This is a genomic window from Microvirga antarctica, assembly GCF_017921815.1.
GTDB classification, from domain to species: domain Bacteria; phylum Pseudomonadota; class Alphaproteobacteria; order Rhizobiales; family Beijerinckiaceae; genus Microvirga; species Microvirga antarctica.
The window spans coordinates 98,635-119,951 of the sequence record NZ_JAGEMM010000009.1 but is presented as its reverse complement, the minus strand read 5'-3'; the positions used below and the strand labels follow the sequence as shown (position 1 = coordinate 119,951).

Here is a 21,317-nt window from a genome sequence, read left to right as displayed (position 1 = left end):
TCGGCGGGTTCGACGTGGTTGTGGCGGTCGATCTCGACACGCTACCCGCAGCCATCGCCCTGGCGGAGGAATACGGCGTTCCGGTCATCTACGACGCCCATGAATACTGGCCATACTCGAACCCGGATATGCGTCACTGGGAAATCGATTTTTGGTCTAACCTGGAGAAGTCTCTCGTTGCCCATACTGCTCTACGGGTGGCGGTGTCGCCGCAGATGGCGCACGCCATGGGGAGCGCCTATGAATGCACTTTTGGCTACATTCCCAATTGCACATCGCTCGGGTCTGAGAAGGATATCGATCTGGAAGCCACCCTCGCCAGAAACGCCGAGCGGTCCGACGTCCGTTTCCTTTATCAGGGGAATTTCTCGCCATTCCGAGGTATCGAGAAACTCATTGACGCGTGGGATTCCGTCGACCCGCGCGCGAAACTGTGGCTGCGTGGTCCTGACAGCCGATTCAAGATGACGTTGATTGACCAAGCCAGGAGAAGCGGTCTGCTCGATCATTCTGTCTTCTTTCCTGATGCGGTCGCGGAGACCGAACTCGTCGCAGCCGCGCGTGAATCCGATGTCGGCCTCATCCCTTACGAACCGCAGCATCTCAACTATCGCTTCGCCTCGCCAAACAAGTTATCGCAATATATGGCGGCGGGCATGCCGATCATCACCAATGAGATCGAGTTCGTGAAATCGTTGGTGGTGGCAAACGAGCTCGGGTCGGTGGTTAACTTCAGCGATAAAACAGCACTTGCACATGAGATCAATCGTTACGTTGCCGATCGCCCGTTGCTCCAAGCTCAGTCGCGCAAGGCCAAAGATCTTTTCATGTCCACCTTTAATTGGCAGATAGCGAGCAAGGAAACATTTGAGCAGATCAACGCGCTTGTTATGAAGGGCAATTTGTCTCAGCGAGCATTTAATTTTCCAAAGCTATTGGCGGATCGCCTTGATCGAGGGAAAGCGAACGCAGATCTGACGCCTCATGAGATTCAAGTCGCCGAGTTGGAACACACAAGAGATGGAATGCAGATTGAGATTGACCGAATGCAGGCGCAATTCGACGCTCGAATGGGAGAGATCAATAGCTATTACACCAAAGCAACAGAAGGGCTGAACGAAGAACTTTCGAAAGTAAAAAAGAAACATATAGAGACTATCGACGAAATGAATGGACACGTAGAAAATCTTAACGCAGAGATCGGCCGTTTAAATTCGGTATATATGCGCGAGATCGAGCGCCTTCGAAAGCCAATATTGGTGCGCCTGTTGGGGAGGGGGCGCGCGGCCATTCGCCGGAAGTCTGTTGGTTCCGATGCCGGAGGCTAGATTCCGACGCCCTTCGCGCCTGCCATCTCTTTAAAAGATCGATCGACTTGCGTCTCGCAGGCCGCGGGAGCGAGATGCGACTGGCTCCGGAGCCGCATGAACCAATGAACGGGCCAGAATGGAGCGTAAACTGGGTGACGCACTGTGGTCATTGACGCTCACAAAAGCGGCAACCGAGCCGCAAGCGCGATTTGGGTTTCGAAACACTCCGTATCGCCAATGGTTCATGCTGAAATGGCAGGCCAAGATCGATAAAGATGATCACTACATCGACACTGTAGCACTATGACATGCATGTGCGTGATTAACAGCGCTTCATCTCCATACGCAGTGTAGCCATGTTGACCGAGCCTGCTAATAAGCGACCGCCATTGACACAGCCTCAAGGGCTTCAACTAAGGCTGGCAGAAAGCCTGTCACTTTCGCCACGGCAACGGGAGCTGCCGCCACCAGAGCGGCATCGACGAACTTCGTCGTCCGAGCAGCGCGATACCCGCCCCGGTTGCTTGCACTCTGCGCGCGTCTTCGGGCTGATCGGCGTTCAGGGGCGTGAGTACCATCGGCAATCCATTGGCCAGCCCGGCGAGGACCGTGCCCGTACCGCCGTGACAGACGAGAGCCGCCGCTCGTGGAAAGACCTCGCTCTGATGGACCCAGGACTCAACGGTTACGTTCTCGGGGATGACGCCAAGCAGGGCACGATCGATCTCGGTCCCGGTCGAGAACAGTGCCAGGACCGGCAAGGCGGCGACGGCGTCGAGCGTGTTGCGAAACAGTTCATGGTTCTTTGGCGACCCGGCCGCCAACGTGCCGAAGGTGATGAACACCAGCGGACGTCCATCGTCGAGCGCCCATGCCGAACCGGACTGGCAGGATCCAGTTTCTCCTTTGGAGTCCGTACACGGAGCGGCGCAAGGGCGCTCACCGGTATCGCATCACCATCCAACGACCCAGGAAACGCCGTGAAAGTCGGCGTCGTGCGCAGAGCCTTCCCATTATCCGGGTCAAGTCCAGCCTCCTGACGCAAACGTCGACGGCAGCCACTGCTCTCGCGAGGGCGAGGGCCTCTGTGTGGGCATTGGTGGTGACGACGCTGGCAATGGGAATGTTATTTTCCGCAGCCAGAACAGCGGCGGTGAACTCCGCCGACTCCCGCACGATGAAGTCCGGTTTCCAGGCTCGGACCGTCTCGCGCAGCGCGGGCAAAGCAGCTCTCGGGTTAAGGTCGGCGAAAACCACGCTGACCATGCCACCCGACTTTGTTAGCAGAACGACTTGCCGACCGGCCACATGATGAGGTTGAAGCGCACATTTTGAGCCAAAGCTACCGGTCTTTTGAGCCTCTGGTGGTTCAGACAATAAAGAAGACAGTATCATGGACTTACATTATCATTTCTAAATTCTATCAGAATATGTCAGTTGCGATGCAATCGGACCTGCGTATTAAATTGGATGCTACAATGAGAATTGCAGTCCTCGGAACTGGCAGGGTTGGCCGCGCTATCGCCGCACGGTTGGTGGACCTCGGTCACGACGTTACGATCGGTACAAGAAGTGTGAGCGTGACGCTCTCGCGCACGGAGCCGGGCCCCAAAGCTGCACCGCCCTATTCCGAGTGGCAATCTGCGAACCCAAACGTGCGGCTTGCGTCGTTTGACGAAGCCGCTGCTTGGGGGGACGTCGTGATGAATGCGACCGCAGGAAACAACTCGTTGATGGTGCTCGAATTGGCTGGGGCGCACAACTTGGCAAGCAAGGTTCTGATCGACCTTGCGGTACCGCTAATCTACACCGAGGGGTCACCCCCGCAGCTCGCTTTTGCGAATACCGATAGTCTTGGCGAGCAGATCCAGCGGGCGTTTCCCGCCACGCTCGTTGTCAAAACGCTGAACACGATGCACGTCAATCTGATGGTTGATCCGGCAAGAGTTCCGGGGCACCACAATGTGTTTCTGGCGGGGGACGCGACGGCAGCGAAAGAGACAGTCAAAGAATTGCTAGGCGAATTTGGCTGGGACAGAGATGCGATGATAGACCTTGGGAACATCCGAGCGGCGCGGGCAACAGAGATGTACGCGCCGCTGCTATTTGCGTTGTTTGGTGCTTGCGGTACCTCCGATCTGAACATCGGGGTGATCTGCGCGCCGCGGGTGCTCTCACTGGTCAAATAGTTTCAGAGCCGCCAAGACGTTGACATCGTGAAGTTGGTATCTAAAATCGAACATGCGTTCAAAATTGAGACAACAGCAGCGTTTGGTGCTCGGCGAATGACGGCACCATTTTGAACGACTGCGTCGGGGGAAAGCATGCCGAAAGCCTACATTCTAGCACAGGTCGATGCGGCCGATCATGATGCTATCGCTGAATATCGGACGGGCGCTCCGGTGTCAGTCAAGCGGTTCGGAGGCCAAATGTTGGTTCGCGGGGGGCGAACCAAATCACTTGAGGGACGCGAGCCCAGAAGCAGGGTCGTCGTCATTGAGTTTCCTTCTTATGACAAAGCCCTCGAATGGTATCATTCCGAGGAGTATGCCCGTTTAAGGTCTATTCGCACGGCCCTCTGCGACGGAGACCTGTTCCTTGTCGAGGCATTGGAGAACCCGATTTAGGCTGCGACGCCGGACAGTATCCAGCAGCTGGATACACTGACTTCGAGCCAACCATTGGGTTTTCCCCTCGGGCTTCAGTATGTCGAAAGCGGGCTTGATGCGAAATTTCGAAAGAGCAAATTCAATTGCGGAGTTTCGCGCGCTCGCACGGAAAATGCTTCCCCGCATGGTGTTCGATTTTATTGACGGAGGCTCGGGAAGCGAGGCAACGCTTCTCGAGAACCGAACAGCGCTCGATAGGATAAGGTTGGTCCCCTCGGCACCAATCGACGTATCGACAAGGACACAATCGGTCAATCTATTCGGCAAGTCGTATTCGATGCCGTTAATCATCGGACCCACTGGACTGGCCGCCATAACATGGCCGAAGGCCGAGCTGTTGCTCGCGGCCGCAGCAGGTCAGGCAGGCATTCCATACGTTATGAGCACGGCCGCATCTGCCCGTATGGAAGACGTCGCCAGCGCGGGGAGCGGGTCCAAATGGTTTCAGCTCTATCCCTTTCGCGACCGTGCGATCACCCAAAACATCCTGCGCAGGGCGGATGATCTCGGTTTCGATGTCGTTGAAATCACCGTTGATAATCCCATTCCTGGCACGCGCCTTCGGGACAACCGGAATGGATTCTCGGTTCCTTTCGTGTGGACGTTGCCAAAGTTGGCGAGTGTTGCCGCCCATCCTGGCTGGGCCATGAAAATGCTGAAAGCCGGTGCGCCGCGCATGGAGCTGGTGAGCGAGGCATTCGGCCAGCAGGAGGCACCAACGATTGCAGCTGTCCTGCAGCAGCAACTCGATCCCGCGATAAGCTGGGACTACATCAAGACATTGCGCGATCTCTGGCCGCGCGCGCTGGTCGTCAAAGGCATGCTTGATCCGTCTCAGGTCAGGCACGCCATTTCGGCTGGCGTCGACGGAATCGTGATCAGCAATCACGGCGGACGCCAACTCGACGGCGCGGTGTCGTCGATCGAAATGCTGCCAGAATTCGTCGCGGAATCGGGAGGCAGGCTTACCCTTCTGATTGATAGTGGCTTCCGCACTGGGACCGATATCGCCAAAGCACTGGCTATGGGCGCACATGCAGTCCAAATTGGACGTCCGACCTTGTTCGCGTCGGCAACAGGCGGACAGCCCGCGATCGAACGCGCGCTCTCTTTACTGCGCAATGAACTTGATATTGCTCAGGCGTTAATGGGTGTGCGTTCAATGAGTGAGTTCACGCCTCGCATGGTTCGCCTGTGATCTACGAAAGATCGCTTCAATCACGCGGATGATGGACTGCTGACAACACAACCCGATACCGAGTTTTCACCGCTCTCGTGTGCGGCTGGGTACGCATGTGGGGACGAACGGGCGCTTTGGAGGCGAGGGTGGATTAGAGCATTTCAGAGCGACGTCGAGACCGGCTCGCCTGAAGGCGATGGGACGAGACAAACACAACAGATCGTTCCCGCCATTCAAGGAACCGCCGAAACGGTCCAGCCCCGCGCGACTCCACCTCCAGTGACGCAACGCGGTGACGGCAATTCACATCTCACTGATCGATTTCGTGTGAAGAAATGCGTCCAATCCCTCGATTCCACCCTCGTGGCCATAGCCGCTTTCTTTCACGCCGCCGAACGGTACTTCCGGGCTCGAAACAAGCAGAGTATTGATCCCGATCATGCCCGCATCCACGCCCTCGCCAAGAGCGATGATGTTGCTGTTGGACCGCGTAAACGCATAAGCGGCAAGTCCATAGGGCAGACGGTTGGCCTGCGCGATAGCGTCGTCCAACCCACTCATTGGGTTGATCACGGCGACGGGCCCGAAGGGCTCCAGGTTCATGATGTTGGACTCGGAATTGACGTTGCTGAGGACGGTCGGGCTCCAGAAATTTCCCTGGTTACCGATTCGATCGCCGCCCGCCTCGACTTTCGCGCCATGGCTGACCGCGTCCCCGATCAACTGGCCCATTGCCTGTAGCCGCCGGGGATTAGCAACAGGACCCATCTGCTTCGACTCGTCCAGTCCATTTCCGACCGCAAGCTTCTTAGCAACATTTGCGAACGCTTGTGTGAATCTCTCTAGAACGGGTTCCATGACGTAGAAGCGCGTTGGTGAAATGCACACCTGGCCAGCATTGCGATACTTTCCCATCGCTGCCATCTGGGCAACTTGATCGACGTCAACGTCGTCGAAAACCAAAACTGGAGCGTGGCCTCCTAGCTCCATTGTAGCGCGCTTCGCACCCTGCGCCGCCAAGCCCGCAAGCTCCTTCCCGACCGCTGTCGAGCCGGTGAACGTAATCTTTCTAATGATTGGCGAAGCAATCAGATGGGTCGAAATTTGAGAAGGCGAGCCAAAAACCAGCGACAGGACGCCCTTCGGAAGCCCCGCTTCCTCCAGGGCCTTAGCGATAGCGATTGCCGTCATCGGCACTTCTTCAGATGGTTTGATGATGCAGGAGCATCCGGCGGCGAGCGCCGCGGCAATTTTGCGGGCAGGGCCCATGGCGGGAAAATTCCAAGGCGCGAAGGCAGCCACCGGACCGACGGGCTGGCGGATTGTGATCTGCCGCTGACCGGGGTAACGCGCCGGGATGACGCGGCCGTAGGCTCGGCGACCTTCTTCCGCAAACCAGTCGAATGTGTCAGCGGCGACAATCGTTTCGACGCGGGCCTCGGCGAGTGGCTTGCCCTGCTCCAGCGTCATTCGCGCCGCGATCTCGGAAACGCCTCTGCGCAGAATATCCGCGGCGCCCCGCAACACCTTGGACCTATCGAAGGCCGATACCTTTCGCCAGACCTCGAACCCTTGCTCCGCACCGTCTAGGGCGTCGTCGAGATCCTTGATCGTTGCGTGGGGCAGCATCGCGATTGTATCCCCCGTCGCCGGGTTGAACACAGGCTCGAGTTCTCTGCCGGCGCTGCGCCATTCGCCAGCGACCATGAACGATAGGATTTCCGGAGAAGTCGGCATGTCATAATCCAGTTCTTGCTCACCACCGAGGGATTGTTAGAGGGGCGGCAACAGCTTGCCCGGGTTCATAATCGATTGGGGATCAACGGCCGCTTTGAGCGCATGCATAAGTCGGATCGCGGCGTCGCCGTGCTCGGCGCGCATGTACTTTCGCTTCATCTGGCCGATGCCATGCTCCCCCGAGCATGTTCCCTCCATGAGCAGGGCACGCTCGACCAGACGATGCAGAAAGCCTTCGATGGCCTCAATCTCGGCCGGATTGTCCATGTCGACCAAGGGTACAACGTGGAAATTCCCGTCGCCCACATGTCCCGCGATCGTCGCGATGAGGCCCGTTTCTCGAATGTCGCGCTGCGTGGCCTCTACGCATTCCGCCAGGCGCGAGAGCGGCACACAGACATCCGTTGCGACCGTCTTGGCGCCTGGCCGCAAGGTGTTGCATGCCCAGAATGCGTCGTGCCGGGCAACCCATAGACGGGAGCGATCCTCTGCCGCAGTTGCCCATTCGAACGGCCCGCCGCCAACTTCGGTTACGATCTCGCCAAAGAGCTCGGCCTGCTCGATCACTCCGTTTTCCGTCCCTTGAAACTCAACGAATAGCATCGGTTGTTCGGGCAGATTCAGCTTCGAGTAAATGTTGCAGGCTTTGATCTGCATCTCGTCCATCAGTTCGATCCGGGCAATAGGGATGCCAGACTGGATCGTCATGATCGCGGCATCGCAGGCCGCTTTGACAGTGGGAAAGGGGCAGATGCCTGCCGAAATAGCCTGCGCGATACCATGCAGTTTTAAGGTGATTTCAGTGACCACACCCAAAATGCCTTCCGAGCCGACGAAGAGCCGCGTCAGGTCGAAGCCAGCGGAGCTTTTTTTGGCCCGTGAACCCGTTCTGACGACATCGCTGTTGGGAAGGACCACTCTGAGAGAAAGGACGCTTTCCCGCATTGTGCCATAGCGCACCGCGTTTGTTCCGGAAGCGCGGGTCGCCACCATGCCGCCGATCGACGCGTCAGCACCGGGATCGATCGGGAAGAAAAGCCCCTTGTCACGGAGATATTCATTGAGCTCCTTGCGGGTAACCCCGGGTTCCACCACGCAATCCATATCGTCATCGTGAACTGCAATAATCCGCTTCATCCGAGACGTGTCGATCGAGACGCCGCCGAAAGGTGCGTTCGTCTGACCTTCGAACGAACTGCCCGTTCCAAACGGGATAATGGGGAGCCCCGCTGCGCTGCAAATGCGGACGATGGCAACTACCTCGTCTTCATTCTCGGGATAAGCGACGGCCTCGGGCGGCTGGTTCGTTGCCCAAGCTATCGTATTCGCGTGCTGCTGTCGTAGTATCTCGTTCGTCGTGAAGCGAGCGCGCAGCAGGTCCGACAATTCCTCGAAAGCACGAATTTTGAGCGGGGTCGATTCCTCAGTTCTGGTGACTTCCGTCATTATCCCCCCAAGGTGTTGGCGTCTCATTACCCGAATCCATGACTGAACAAGTGTTAGAATGCAAGCCGATCTGTCATCCCGTGCCCGACGCGGTTTCTTAAATACTGAGGTCCCTCAAATTCGCTTGCAAAAATTTTCTAACGCACGTTTGATAGCAAGACTGGTTATCCCAGGTAAAAAGAATCCTAGCTCGGGATCATCCGTTCTTTCGTGACGCCATACAGAAAGAGCCGCCATTCAAACATGCGGCCATGGGGAGGAACTTATGAAGATTCGTGGACAGATCGGTCTCGACAAACGCACGTTTCTGAAAGGAGCTGGGGCCGGCGTGCTCGTGCTTGCCGCACCCAGCATTGGTCGGGCACAGAGCAAGCGACCCGCTGAGGTCAATATCGGCTCGCTTTTCTCTTTGACGGGTCCGGCAGCTGCTTTCGGCACTTCTGGGAAGAGCACATTCGAGCTGTGCATAGAACAGATCAACAGCCAGGGCGGAATCTGGGGCAACGGCGCCGGGATGATAAAGCTGACCTTCGCGGATGATCAAAGCAAACCCGAGGTCGGCGTGTCGGAAATCGCGCGCCTGGCACGGGACAAGACTATCATCGCGCTGCCGTCGCTTGTTGCTGGCCCGTCGATCCTGCAATCCTCCATTGAGGCAGAGCGTCAACGGATTTCGATCATAAACATGGCGTCGACGCCGCCGGAGATCAATCAACGTGGTCTCAAATATACCTTCAGCACCTGCAACAATGGCGAAGGCATGGTGCAAGCCTACCTTGATTTCACGAAGGACATCATCGCGAAATCGGGCGTCAAACCAGAACGCGTTGCGTTTGTTTTCGAAAACAAGTTCGGCGGACCATCCTATCACCGTGAATTCGAGAAATTGGCCCCCAAGTCGGTCGATTGGAACATCGCCCCCAGCTATCCCTATGATCCTTTGACGTCAGACTTCGGTCCCCTCGTTTCGCGCCTGAAGTCGGATCGCATTGATTTTCCGATTGTCATCTCCTTTCCGCAGGACTCGGTGCTCGTTCTGAAAGCCATGCGTGAACAGGACTACAATCCTCTTGCCATCTCCTCCATTTACGGCGCGATGCCGAACCTCGAATTCATCAAAGCGCTGGGCAAAGGCGCGGACTATGTGATGGGGCAGACCCCCTTTCTTCATGATCTGAAGGCGGAAGCAAGTCAGCGCTTTGTAAAGCTGTTCCTGGAGAAAACGGGCCGGCTGCCTGATCCGTTGGCCGGCGTTAGCTACAACGGATTTAGCGGCGTCGTCGCGGCTATACGCGCGGCGCCAGATCCAAGCGATCGTGATTCGATACGGGAAGCGCTCGCAAGCCTCGACGTAAAGGTCGGCGACCAGAATGTAATCATCCCGGATGGCATCAAAATCAGCCCCAACGGGGCAAATCCTGTTAGTCGCGGTGCCTATTACCAGATCCGGGATGGCGTCCATCGGGCCGTATTGCCCTCGGAGTTCGCGACAACCCAGGTCGTTTATCCGCGTCCCAAATGGGCGGACATCATGAAGGGCTAGCCGCAGGCACACTCTGGCGCGTTAGGCGGATATCGACCGCGAACCAAGGCTGTACGCATGCAACTGTTTCTCCAAGCCCTTGCATCTGGGCTCGTGGTCGGCGCTATGTACGCGTTGATCGCGGTCGGCTTCTCGCTCGTCCTCGGAACCCTGAAAGTGATCGACTTTGCCTACGGGTCATACGTCGTTCTTGCTGGCTTCATTACGTACTGGGCGAGCACAAAACTTTTCACAGGGGGCACCGTTCTGGATGCCGCCCTGTGCATTCTTCTTGCAATGGTTGCCGTGGCTGCTTTCGGAGCATTTGTCTGGGGCGTGCTCCTCCGAAAGCTATTGGAGAGAGACCACCTGCCGCAACTGGTGGGGACCATCGGTATCGCGGTGGTTATCGGCGGTGCGCTGCTGACAAAATTCGGGACGGACATCGTTCTCGCTCAGATTCCCGCTGCTCAAACGACACTGCAAATTGGCCCGACCTATCTCAGCACGGGCCGCGTCGTCGGGGGGCTCATTGGGATCGCCACGCTCATTCTGTTCATGTTCATGCTGAACACACGGTTTGGACAGATGATCCGGGCCACGGCCACCGACCCCAAGGGTGCGGCGCTCGTCGGCATCCATATTCTGCGGATCCGCATCTTAACAGTCTCGTTGGCGGCAGCACTCGGTGCGTTGGCAGGTGGACTGCTCGTCTTGTTTCTGCCGCTAGCGCCGGCCGATTCCAACAAGTACATCTTGATTGCATTCTTTACGATTGCGGTGGGGGGGCTTGGCAGTCTGCGTGGCGCGATGATCGCGGCATTCCTCGTTGCACTGGTGGAGGTTTTTTCGCAGACCTACATGCCAAACATCATCAAGAATGCAGTACCGTACCTTTTCGTGGGCGCCTTCATTGCTCTGGTTCCGCAGGGTCTTGGGAACATCCGTCTGAATTTCGGCATGAAGAAAGAGCGCTGACATGTCCTCATTCAAACCATTTTTTGGTTTCATGATCATTCCGCTTGTGATGTCGGTCTGCTTGCTGGTGCCAAGCTTCAATCTGACGACAATCGATCTGCTCATGAGCTTCGCGGCTTATGCAGCCCTCGCAGTCAGCTGGAACTGGGTGTGCGGTCTCGGCGGCCTCATGAACATGGCTCATATCGCGTTCTACGCAATTGGTGCTTACAGCTGTTCTATTGCAGTGGCAAAGCTTGGAATTCATCCTATCTTTGGGATTCTCGCGGGAACGGTCATCACCGCGACGCTTGCGGGCGTCATCAGTTATCTCAGCTTCCGGCTGAAGGTCACCGAGCTCTATTTCGCGCTTTTGACGCTGATGGCTGCCGAGGGAATTGGTGCTCTAAGCCGAGGCTTTGAAAATGAGTACTCGCTCGGCGGCATTTATCTTCCCTTCGTCAATGACCCCGGCCGCTTCGCATTTCTGGACAAGACATATTACTATTATGCGCTGATCGGGCTAACCGGCGTGCTGCTTGCTCTCCAACTCTGGGTGCAGCGAAGCAAGTGGGGACTGTTGATCACTGCGTCCAGGGACAGTGAACGGGCTGCGTCGTCACTGGGCGTCCCCGTTGTGCGCATTTTGACCTCCGTTGCTGTTGCGAGCGCCATACCCCCGGCGCTCGTCGGATCGATCTTCGCGCTCAGTTCGCTTTTTGTCACCGTCGACAATGTGTTTCCATTCGAACTTCTCCTGTCGACAATTATCGCTACGGTGATTGGCGGGCTCGGAACACTTTGGGGGCCCTTTATCGGCGCGTTGGCAGTGACATTGATCCACGAAGGCGTTCGTCGGGGCGTGGGCGTCACAGACGCCGTAGGACTCACCGACATGGTGTATGGCGCGACGCTCGTGCTCATTGTCGTCGTGTTTCCAGGTGGTTTGATCGGCATCTTCAGGCAGTTGAGAAACGCGAGAAACAGACGGAACGCCGAGCCAGCGTTGCGGCCGGAGCACATCCATGTCTGAGTCCCCCGTACTAGTTGCAGAAAACCTGACAAAGCGCTTCGGCGGATTGATCGCGGTCAATGATGTCTCGCTTGAAGCCATTCCGAGACAAATTCTGGGAATCATGGGTCAGAACGGCGCCGGAAAAACGACGCTGTTCAACACGTTCGCGGGTATCTACAAGGCTGACGGCGGCCGCCTTCTCATGGACGGCGAAGACATCACGACGTATCCGGCATGGAAGCGTTCGATTGCAGGTATCTCACGGACATTTCAGATCCCCCTCCCGATCTGGAGTCTTTCAGTCAGCGAGAATGTGCAGGTCGGACTGATCGCTCACGGTAAATCGAAATCGGACGCCAAGCGGATTGCGGACATAACGCTGGTCGATCTCGGACTGGAAGCGAAAATGAGCAGCCTGCCTAGTGATCTCACGCCGGGACAGCTTCGCCTTCTTGAGTTTGCACGTGCAGCGTCGTTGCGACCCAAATTGCTTCTCCTTGATGAAGTTTTCGCAGGATTGAGCCAAGTGGAGCAGCGCAGCACGGCTGCCGTTGTGCGCAAGCTGAAGGATACCGGCATCGCGATCATCTGGATTGAACACAATGTGCGGCTGATGATGGAACTGGCTGACAGGATCGTCGCGATGGACCACGGCCGCAAGATCGCTGTGGGCTCGCCTCTGGAAATTGCGCGAAACCCCGATGTGATCAGCGTCTATCTCGGACGGCAGAAGACGGCGGGGGCTCAAATATGATGGAGATGAAAGGAGTATCTTCGGGATACTCGATCATCCAGGTTCTGCATGAAATTAACCTATCGCTCGCGGCGGGCGATCGCGTGGCGCTGATCGGACCGAACGGCGCCGGGAAAACGACTTTACTCGAGACCATCGCGGGATTTGTTCCGTTGCGCAGCGGGTCCATCACCATGGACGGCTTCGAGATCGGTCGGTTGAAACCAGAACTTCGTGCCGAACGCGGCATTGCCCTGGTGACTGAAAAAAGAAACCTGTTTTCGGATATGACGACGGGAGAAAACCTGCGACTCGGCCGTTGCGCAGCGCCACGCGAGACGCGGTGGGACAGGCAGAATGTCGAGGCGACGACAGAACGGGTACTGACGCTCTTCCCGAAACTTCGTCAACTCTATCATCGGACTGTTGGCGTCATGTCGGGTGGCGAACAGCAAATGGTCGCCATTGGCCGCGCGCTCATGTCCGAACCGAAGCTTCTGATGCTGGACGAGCCATCGCAGGGCCTCGCCCCTCAAATCGTCGAAGCCGTCTACGGTGCAATCAACTCGATTGCGGAGGAGATGACTGTCCTTCTCGTCGAACAGGACCTTCAGATCGTGTCTTCTACCACCCGCAACGTTCACCTGATCGTAAACGGCACCATTCGGAAACTGGATGCCGCAGAGCTCGATGACGAGGCGCTTCTAACACGAGAGATTTTTGGTCTCGCCTGACAGAAACCAGGCCGACCATCGGCGCATCGGCTAGAGGTCAGCCCGCCGTAATGCCGCCATCGACCGGGAGCAGCGCGCCGGTTATGGCGCTCGCATCCGATGCCGCCAGGAACGCCGCAGTTGCAGCCACTTCGGTTGCCTGAATCAGACGACGCATGGGTATGCCAGAACGGAATTTCTCCGACAGATCGTCCGGCGCCTGAGCACGCGCCATAGCGTCTTTGAACAGTTGCGTTTCAGTCGGGCCTGGGCAAATCCCATTGACGCGAATCCCCTCCGGGGCGAGTTCAAGGGCCAGGCTTTTGACGAGGCCGGCAATTCCATGTTTTGTCAGCCCATACGCCGTATAGCCGGGCCGACCTTTTACCGATTGCACGGAACCCGTAAACAACATCGATCGGTTTGTTCCTTGAGCGTTGGCGCGAAGGGCCGGGAGCGCCGCTTGTGCCATCAGATAAGGACCGACCAGATTCACCTGGATCAGGTTCTGCAGGCTGTCCTGATCCATCCCAAGAATCTCTCCCTCGATCAACATGCCGGCATTGTTGCAGAGAACGTCGAGCTTTCCGAACTGTCGCAGCGTTGCCGCCACCAATGCCTGATTGTCTTCCATCTTCGTGTGGTTGGCACGAACAAAAATAGCCCGTTTGCCGAGATCTGCCGCGAGTTTTTCGCCAGCACCAGTCTGGACATCTGCGATGACGACGCTCGCGCCTTCTTCCACGAAACGACGTGATGTGGCAGCGCCGATGCCAGAGGCTCCTCCGGTTACTATCGCGCATAGTCCGTCGAGACGTGCCATTGTCAGTCCTCTAATACGATCAGAAGGTCACAAATCCGGATAATAATGCGTACCGGTCCATCCGCCGTCGACCGGCAGTACAACGCTGCTGATATACGATGCGGCCGGCGAGGCGAGGAAGAACACGGCTTCGGCAATGTCTTCAGGTTGCCCAAGGCGGCCGAGCGGCGCTGTTCCAACCATTGCTTTTAACAGCCATTCATTGGTCTGTATGCGGTCAGCCGTGCCCGCGGTCACGGTGATGCCGGGGGCGACAGCGTTGAATCGAATTCCTCGACGCCCATAATCCGCAGCCATCTGCCTTGTCAGTCCGATAACGCCCGCCTTTGCGGCGGAGTAGGGCGCACTGCCGCGGAATCCAGTCATACCGAAGACCGACGCAATGTTGACGACGCTGCCCTGCGGCGCCAATCGATCCACGGCCGCTCGCGATAGTCGGAATACGCTCCCCAGATTGAGGTCGATGAAGAACTCAAAATCCGCGTCGGAGGTTTGGGACGCTTCTTTGGCGTTGCCTTTTCCGGCGTTATTGACGAGGCAGTTCGGGGGGCCGAACGAGGCTTGGCAGGCATCGAAAATAGTGGTTCCCGCCGCTGGATCTGTCACGTCGCACTGTATGCCAGCCAACGCTGAACCTGCAGATTCCTGCTTGAGCAGGCTTTCCAAGGTCTCAGAACTTTGCTCTACGGCCAACACATTCCATCCGCCCCTGAGAAATCGGACGGCAATCGCACGCCCGATTCCCGAGCCAGCTCCGGTCACAATTGCAGTTTGCTTATCTTCGTTCATGGCCGAATGCTCCCCAAGGCAGTTACCGTCGGCTTATCGTGCAAAGTTAGTCCTTGTAGCCGACCGTATTGCTCAGCGTGCCGATGCCTTCGACTGTCACGTTCACGACGTCTCCGGACTTGATCTCCCCGACACCAAATGGAGTACCCGTCAACACGACGTCACCAGGTAGCAGGGTCATGATGTGAGAAAAGTAGCTAACCATTTCCTCGATCGTGAACAGCATGTCGCTTGTGTTGCTTGCCTGGCGAACTTCTCCGTTCACAGTGAGATGAATGTCGAGCTTGTTGGCGTCGATATCAGTCTCAATCCATGGTCCGATGGGGCAGAATGTATCGAACGCTTTCGAGTGGCAGAGATACACCATGTTGCCGCCCCGAGCTTGGATATCCCTCGCGGTCACGTCGTTGGCGCAGGTGAAACCGACGATATTGTCGCGAACCTTGTCAACGGGCGTACGGTGCATCTTGTTTTTCACGATCACCGCAAGTTCAGCCTCGTACTCCAGGCGTTCGGATTGCTGCGGGTAGTCGATCGTCGCATCCGGCCCGGTGATGCAGGTCGACGGCTTCAGGAAAAAGACTGGCTCGGTCGGAATCGCCAAACCCATCTCCACTGCGTGTGAGCGATAGCTGATTCCGCCCGCAACAATTTTTGTCGGCTCGCAGGGTGCGAGGAGTGTCACGCTCGAGAGAGGCTCGGACGATCCAGTGCGTGCGAGATCCCCATCAAATGGAGTTCCTCGCACCGCATAGACAACGTCGTCCTCGAGGATACCATAGGATGGGGTAGGCCTGCCTCTGCTTTGAAAACGGACAATTCGCATCTGAGTTTTTTCCTCCATTTATTATTGAACTGAGCTCGGCGGCGGCCGAGTTGGGAATGCTATTGCGCACTGTCCTCAATTGGTGCCGGAGCGAACGGGAAGTAAGGTGGCGGCGTGCCGATTACGCGCATATCGACTTCCACGATCGTCGGCCCGACGACGGCTAGGGCCATCGCGACCGTATTGCCAAACTCATCGGCATCGTCAACGCGCCAGAACGGGACTTTTGCCAGCTTCGCGACCTCGGATAGCTCCGGAGCCAAGAGGTCCGTGTAGTAGCGGCGCCCTTTCGCGGTCGTATCCTGGATATGTTTGATGACGCCATAGCCCCCGTCATTCATGACGATGATCGTGACGTCCAATCCTTCCTGAACGGCGGTCCAGAGCTCACTCATATTAAAGAAGAAGCCGCCGTCACCCGACATGATGACGGTCTTCCGCCCCTTTGCGCCGACGGCCGCGCCAACACCGAGCGAAAGTCCTTCACCGATGCCCGCGCTGACCGGATGGATGCTGCTCCGCGGCGCCAGAACCTCGAACAGTCGATTGCCCCAAGTGGTGTTGCTGATAGTAATGTCGCGGACCCATAACGCGTCTCTCGGCATGACTTTTCGGAGTTGGGACGCGAATTCGCGATAAGGCCCGAGGGACCCTTGAAAGATTCGTTTCGCTCGGCCTTTCATAGCAGCAAATTCTAACTTGAATTCTGGGTCAATGACGTTCGCCGAGGCAATGCGCTGATGAAGCTGCTCCAGTGTCGAGGCCCCGTCCGCGCAGACAAAAAAGGTATTGGAATAGGTTCGACCGTTCGCGAGTGGATCGACATCGATATGAACCAGGTTGCCCGGTAGCTTGATGTTAAAGTCACCGGTCTCGTGCCCGCGCAATCGAGAGCCGACCACAAGCATCAGATCGACGGTTTGATAGAATTCGTTGACGATGGGGATACCGTGACCGCTTAGTGCACCGAGGTTCATCGGATGATCCTCGGGCACGATCCCTCTCCCTGCCAGGCTAGAGACCATGCCAAAGCCAAGATCAAGAAACTTCTCCGCTATCCCTCCCGCGTCGCGCGCTCCGTTGCCGAGCCAGAGCATCGGTCGGCGCGCCTTCGCTACCAACTCGGCGAGGTCATCCAATTCCTGGCTGCTGGCCTGCCTCGCAAGTGGCACGGGCAGGTGAAAATTATCGAGCGTTGCGGGTCGTGCAAGCTGCGCCTTTTGAATGTCGATGGGTATCTCGACGCTGACCGGTCCGAAGGGTGCAGAAAGTGCGTCGACGGCCGCGCGCGTCAGCACTCCGAGCGCTTCGCCTGGTGAGCGAATGCGATAGGCGCTCTTCGAGACGGATTTGAGCATTCCAAGCTGATCGCGGGCGTCGTGCACCATGCCATTGTTGCGGTCGGTGAACCTGCTGTCGGTCTGGCCAGTGATGTGAAGGAGAGGCGTTCCGGCGAACTGCGCTTCGACCAGTCCTGGGACGCAGTTAGCGGCACCCGGCCCGGTGCTGGATATGAGAACGCCCAATTCGCCACTGGCCCGGCCGTACCCGTCCGCCATGTGGCCGGCGCCGACTTCTGCACGTGCCATGACGAAACGCACGCGGTTATGTCGACCGATGGCGTCAAGAATTGGGATGTTGTGAACGGACACGATACCAAAAGCCACCTCAACACCGCAGCCGGTCAGAAACTCGGCGACAAGATCCCCGACTGTGTAGCTCATGCTCGATCCATTTTCTCGTAAGACACAAAGGAGTTTGCAAGTCGGGCAATAATTCACATTGGCGAAGCGTCACTTTTAGAGCGACGACTCGCACAACATAAACGCCTAGCCGATCCCGCTTACACTGACGGGCGGCGGTACAAACCTCGACTGGCATCCCAACTTTCTAACAATCGTTCAACAATTTTGAGATGTCAACCAACGACCGGGCGCACGTTACCGACAAGGATCAGAACATCATGGCGTCTCAAACTAGCGCCGCTGAGGCGGTGCCGTCAGACGAAAGGTTTGAATACTGCGAGTGCGGAGACCAGATCGGTTTGCAGGTTGCACTGCACAAAAGACGTCTCGGTTATCTTGCTCGCGAGCTTGCTCGCGGAGCCCGCGAATCGGTGCGAGCAACTAAGTACTGGGCAATCAGTCGGGCCGGCCGATTCCAAACAGATCCAGAGCCGCTGCAAATGGTCGGACCCAGCTTGAAAAGCAACAAAAGCTTCGTGCGATCAGGCATGCTGGTTACAAAGCTTTACAAAATCGGATGCTGCGATTTATGCGATGTGGATTGCAAAGCTGGTTGTTTCAGAAGACCGTTGAGAACCATCGATGAAAAATCACTCGCGATCTTTTCGATGCTCCCACGGTCGGGCTTAAACCACTCGATAGTCGAATTCAGCGCCCCGAGAACGACGAGATGGACGAGGGTCATGTTGGCTTCCGCGCGAAATTGACCATCACTCTGAGCTTTCTGCAGGATGTCTTGCCAGATGCTCACGTAGGAAACTCGCAACTTCAAATTTTCGCGGCGAATGTCTGCTGGGATCTGTCCAAATACCCGGCGGGTTGCCAGCGTATAGTCGCCGCAGTCAACAATCGCCGACAAATGGGCTTGTATAGCCGTTTCGATCCGGAGCCGACAGTCCGCGTCGGCCGGCAACCGATTTAAAGCCTCTTTGACGGACGAGATCACCGTTCGAGTACCGAGATCGAGAACGGCACGGATCAAGTCGTCCTTCGACCTGTAGTGGTAGTAGAGGCTGCCGGCTTTGAGATTTGATTCTTTCGCCACGCTCCGCATCGTGGTTTGAACATAGCCGGTCTCACGGAAAATTTTGGCGGCGGCATCAAGGACTCGCTTCTGGGAGACCGACGATTTGACAGGCGTTTTCATCATTCCTCGGTGACAGAATATCACTCGCACAATGACCGAAAATCGACTGGGCATCAACTTTGTTGGCTCGTGCACGGGTGAAACAAGCCATGCATAGTAGCAGCCGGAGACGTCGTGGAGAGTTGCGGGTAGGAGCAGAGCTCATGTGCAAGTCGCTTCGACAGGCGGCCTAGATCCGTATCACTATCTGACCGCTCCGCGGAGCAGGGCCGAGCGTGGACATATGGACCGAACAGCGCAGGACCTTCGAACACGACCTTCGCAAGCTGAAAGCCTATCTAGAGGATCCCGAGGCGACCCAGCGCGAGGAGGCGATGGACGACGGCGCGAAGATCAAGCACTGTCTGGAGATTATCCTAGGATGGATGTTATCCTGCGCCATAAAGTACGATCCTTGCCGCCGATCATGCGACTAGCGACATCGGGATCATATAAGCCCTCTCATAAATTGCCTCTTGATGGCACAGACAGGGGCTTGATGGGGTTTCTGGCAAGGCCGGCAAGTGCCCTCAACGCGCTCTAGAAAGCGGTCTCCTGCGCTTCCGTTGGGGCTTGAGGCTCTTTCGTCGCTGATGGCAGGGTTGGACGGCTGCCCTTCCACCTCCGGCCTGACGGCCGTCTCTTTCTGTTGGGGCCATTGTCATCGGGATCCACGTTTCGGCACAGATCTGTTCAGGAAGGCCGATTGGCGGCAAAGCCGCCCGTGGTCCGGTCGCGTTAAAAATGCCTGTTATCTAAGATTCTTCCCCGAAGGGTGTCAGTTGGCCATTTGCGAGAAGAATGATCCTTGAGCATCCTGCCCGCGATAGCGCTCTGGATCCATAGTGGGAATCCGAATTCAACCGCTTCTCGGTGAGGGCAGTCGCGGCTGTCGCCATAGCGAACGAGGCGACGCTCCCTCTCCGACGGCACCCTGAACGGTCGATCCTTGATCATAGAGCGGCGGTCAGCTTCCTAGCCCGTTCATGTGATGCGTCCCGACGCTCGCTATAGCGGTCAGTGAGGTAGTTCGATACATCTCGGGTCAGCAGTGTGAATTTGACCAATTCTTCCATGACGTCGACAACCCGGTCATAATAGGAAGAAGCCCTCATCCGTCCCGCCTCATCGAACTCCTGATAGGCCTTGGCCACCGATGATTGGTTGGGGATCGTCACCATCCGCATCCAGCGCCCGAGAACGCGCAACTGGTTCACCGCGTTGAAGGACTGCGACCCCCCCGAAACTTGCATCACGGCAAGAGTGCGGCCTTGGGTTGGACGAACAGCGCCAACTGCAAGCGGAATCCAGTCGATCTGGGCCTTCATGACAGCGCTCATGGAGCCGTGCCGCTCAGGGCTCGTCCAAACCTGTCCCTCTGACCATAGCGATAAATCACGCAACTCCCGAACCTTCGGATGATCGGAAGCCGTGGCATCCGGCAAGGGCAGACCATGGGGGTCAAACACACGGGTTTCTGCCCCGAAATGTTGAAGCAACCGCTCCGCTTCAAGCGTCAGAAATCGGCTATAGGATCGATCGCGCAATGAACCGTAGAGCAGCAAAATACGCGGCTTGTGAGTCGATAAGGTCTGCGGCCTAAGCCTCGCGGCGGTTGGAATGTCGAGGCTTTCAGCTTCGATGTTGGGAAGATCAGTGAGGCTCATGATTTTGCTCGCACGGGAATGACAGCCGGCCTGCCGCGTTCGTACCAGCCTTGGCTGCGGTTCACGATCCACACGACGGTGAGCATCACCGGGACCTCGATCAGAACGCCAACAACCGTTGCCAATGCAGCACCGGATTGAAATCCAAAGAGGCTGATGGCAGCCGCAACCGCCAGCTCAAAGAAGTTACTGCCACCGATCAGGGCGGAAGGGCCTGCGACGCAGTGTTGCTCGCCGACAAGGCGATTCAGCAGGTAGGCAAGACCGGCATTGAAATAAACCTGGATGAGGATCGGCACCGCCAACATGGCGATGATCATGGGCTGGGCGATGATCTGTTCACCCTGAAAGCCGAACAGCAGCACGAGTGTCGTGAGCAGGGCCACCAATGAGACCGGCCCAAGGTTCCGCAGTACGCCTGCCAAAGCCGCCTCGCCGCGCTTGGCAAGGATACGCCGACGCAGGAGTTGCGCGATGATGACGGGCACCACGATGTAGAGAACAACTGACAGAACCAACGTGTCCCATGGAACCGTGATGGCCGAGAGGCCCAGCAGCAAGCCGACGATCGGCGCGAACGCCACCACCATGATGACATCGTTGAGCGCGACTTGGCTAAGGGTGAAATGAGGTTCACCTTTGGTCAGGTTGCTCCACACGAACACCATGGCAGTGCAGGGCGCGGCAGCCAGGATAATCAGCCCCGCGATGTAGCTGTTGATCTGGTCAGCCGGCAGATAGGGCCGGAACAGGTAGGCGATGAAGAACCAGCCCAATGCCGCCATGGAAAACGGCTTCACGGCCCAATTGATGAAGAGGGTGACGCCGATCCCCCGCCAGTGTTTTCCCACCTGGCCCAGGGCAGTAAAATCGATCTTGAGCAGCATCGGAATGACCATCAACCAGATCAGCACTGCCACGGGCAGATTGACCTTGGCGATCTCCATCGAGCCGATGAGCTGAAAGAAGCCAGGCATCAGATGACCAAGGGCGATCCCAGCGACAATACAGAGGGCCACCCATACGGTGAGGTAACGTTCAAAGGTGGACATGATGGGC

General features: G+C 57.0%; 20 protein-coding genes. 10 read left to right on the top strand and 10 right to left on the bottom strand.

Going from position 1 to position 21,317, the window contains the following annotated elements; translation table 11 throughout:
• Both J4G32_RS20600 and J4G32_RS20595 read left to right on the top strand, forming a co-directional pair.
• Nucleotides 1-1,328: glycosyltransferase (locus J4G32_RS20600; protein ID WP_210497455.1), on the top strand; the 1,328-nt coding region annotated here is incomplete at its 5' end.
• A gap of 118 nt (nt 1,329-1,446) precedes the next feature.
• A complete protein-coding gene (locus tag J4G32_RS20595) occupies nt 1,447-1,617 on the top strand; it encodes a hypothetical protein (protein ID WP_210497453.1) in 171 nt (56 codons plus the stop codon).
• A gap of 127 nt (nt 1,618-1,744) precedes the next feature.
• Here J4G32_RS20595 and J4G32_RS20590 read toward each other — a convergent pair whose 3' ends face one another.
• Nucleotides 1,745-2,155: a glycosyltransferase gene (locus tag J4G32_RS20590; RefSeq protein WP_210497451.1), complete on the bottom strand. Its 411-nt coding sequence runs from the start codon at nt 2,153-2,155 to the stop codon at nt 1,745-1,747.
• Between the two features lie 486 nt (nt 2,156-2,641).
• Between J4G32_RS20590 and J4G32_RS20585 the strand changes: the two genes are divergently transcribed.
• The 3 genes from J4G32_RS20585 (at nt 2,642) to J4G32_RS20575 (ending at nt 5,177) form a co-directional block, all read left to right on the top strand.
• Nucleotides 2,642-3,499, top strand: a complete 858-nt coding sequence (locus J4G32_RS20585; RefSeq protein WP_210497449.1) for an NADPH-dependent F420 reductase — start codon at nt 2,642-2,644, stop codon at nt 3,497-3,499.
• Between the two features lie 135 nt (nt 3,500-3,634).
• A complete protein-coding gene (locus J4G32_RS22220) occupies nt 3,635-3,937 on the top strand; it encodes a DUF1330 domain-containing protein (protein ID WP_210497446.1) in 303 nt (100 codons plus the stop codon).
• A gap of 97 nt (nt 3,938-4,034) precedes the next feature.
• The gene (locus J4G32_RS20575; protein ID WP_210497444.1) at nt 4,035-5,177 is read left to right on the top strand and encodes an alpha-hydroxy acid oxidase; all 1,143 of its coding nucleotides are present in this window, start codon (nt 4,035-4,037) and stop codon (nt 5,175-5,177) included.
• Nucleotides 5,178-5,462: 285 nt separating this feature from the next.
• Here the strand turns inward: J4G32_RS20575 and J4G32_RS20570 are convergent, their stop codons facing one another.
• On the bottom strand, nt 5,463-6,896 hold the full coding sequence (locus J4G32_RS20570) for an NAD-dependent succinate-semialdehyde dehydrogenase (RefSeq protein WP_210497442.1): 1,434 nt from the start codon (nt 6,894-6,896) through the stop codon (nt 5,463-5,465).
• A 36-nt stretch (nt 6,897-6,932) separates the two neighbouring features.
• On the bottom strand, nt 6,933-8,342 hold the full coding sequence (locus J4G32_RS20565) for an FAD-binding oxidoreductase (RefSeq protein ID WP_210497439.1): 1,410 nt from the start codon (nt 8,340-8,342) through the stop codon (nt 6,933-6,935).
• 265 nt (nt 8,343-8,607) lie between these two features.
• On the opposite strand from J4G32_RS20565, the gene J4G32_RS20560 reads away from it, so the two are divergent.
• From J4G32_RS20560 to J4G32_RS20540, 5 genes are read left to right on the top strand one after another with little or no spacing between them, the layout of a single operon-like run.
• Nucleotides 8,608-9,885, top strand: a complete 1,278-nt coding sequence (locus J4G32_RS20560) for an ABC transporter substrate-binding protein (protein ID WP_210497438.1) — start codon at nt 8,608-8,610, stop codon at nt 9,883-9,885.
• Nucleotides 9,886-9,942: 57 nt separating this feature from the next.
• Nucleotides 9,943-10,842, top strand: coding sequence for a branched-chain amino acid ABC transporter permease (locus tag J4G32_RS20555; protein ID WP_210497437.1), 900 nt, complete (start codon nt 9,943-9,945; stop codon nt 10,840-10,842).
• 1 nt (nt 10,843) lies between these two features.
• Nucleotides 10,844-11,854, top strand: coding sequence for a branched-chain amino acid ABC transporter permease (locus tag J4G32_RS20550; RefSeq protein ID WP_210497435.1), 1,011 nt, complete (start codon nt 10,844-10,846; stop codon nt 11,852-11,854).
• Nucleotides 11,847-12,590 carry an ABC transporter ATP-binding protein gene (locus tag J4G32_RS20545; RefSeq protein WP_210497433.1) on the top strand — a complete coding sequence of 248 codons (744 nt, stop codon included), beginning with the start codon at nt 11,847-11,849 and terminating at the stop codon, nt 12,588-12,590. Before J4G32_RS20550 ends, J4G32_RS20545 begins: the two co-directional genes overlap by 8 nt.
• Nucleotides 12,587-13,303, top strand: coding sequence for an ABC transporter ATP-binding protein (locus J4G32_RS20540; protein ID WP_210497431.1), 717 nt, complete (start codon nt 12,587-12,589; stop codon nt 13,301-13,303). Before J4G32_RS20545 ends, J4G32_RS20540 begins: the two co-directional genes overlap by 4 nt.
• 37 nt (nt 13,304-13,340) lie before the next feature.
• On the opposite strand, the gene J4G32_RS20535 is transcribed toward J4G32_RS20540, so the two are convergent.
• The 7 genes from J4G32_RS20535 to arsB form a co-directional block, all read right to left on the bottom strand.
• Entirely contained in the window at nt 13,341-14,105 is a 765-nt protein-coding gene (locus J4G32_RS20535; protein ID WP_210497429.1) for an SDR family NAD(P)-dependent oxidoreductase, read from the bottom strand.
• A 27-nt stretch (nt 14,106-14,132) separates the two neighbouring features.
• Nucleotides 14,133-14,894 (bottom strand): SDR family NAD(P)-dependent oxidoreductase, encoded by a 762-nt coding sequence (locus tag J4G32_RS20530; protein ID WP_210497427.1) that lies wholly within the window; start codon nt 14,892-14,894, stop codon nt 14,133-14,135.
• A gap of 46 nt (nt 14,895-14,940) precedes the next feature.
• On the bottom strand, nt 14,941-15,720 hold the full coding sequence (locus J4G32_RS20525) for a fumarylacetoacetate hydrolase family protein (protein ID WP_210497425.1): 780 nt from the start codon (nt 15,718-15,720) through the stop codon (nt 14,941-14,943).
• A 59-nt stretch (nt 15,721-15,779) separates the two neighbouring features.
• Nucleotides 15,780-17,444, bottom strand: coding sequence for a thiamine pyrophosphate-binding protein (locus J4G32_RS20520; protein WP_210497423.1), 1,665 nt, complete (start codon nt 17,442-17,444; stop codon nt 15,780-15,782).
• A 526-nt stretch (nt 17,445-17,970) separates the two neighbouring features.
• On the bottom strand, nt 17,971-18,612 hold the full coding sequence (locus tag J4G32_RS20515) for a TetR/AcrR family transcriptional regulator (protein WP_210497422.1): 642 nt from the start codon (nt 18,610-18,612) through the stop codon (nt 17,971-17,973).
• 932 nt (nt 18,613-19,544) lie between these two features.
• Nucleotides 19,545-20,258 carry an arsenical resistance protein ArsH gene (arsH, locus tag J4G32_RS20510; protein ID WP_210497421.1) on the bottom strand — a complete coding sequence of 238 codons (714 nt, stop codon included), beginning with the start codon at nt 20,256-20,258 and terminating at the stop codon, nt 19,545-19,547.
• The gene (gene arsB / locus J4G32_RS20505; RefSeq protein ID WP_210497420.1) at nt 20,255-21,310 is read right to left on the bottom strand and encodes an ACR3 family arsenite efflux transporter; all 1,056 of its coding nucleotides are present in this window, start codon (nt 21,308-21,310) and stop codon (nt 20,255-20,257) included. The genes arsH and arsB overlap by 4 nt, the downstream gene beginning before the upstream one ends.
• Between the last annotated feature and the right edge of the window lie 7 nt (nt 21,311-21,317).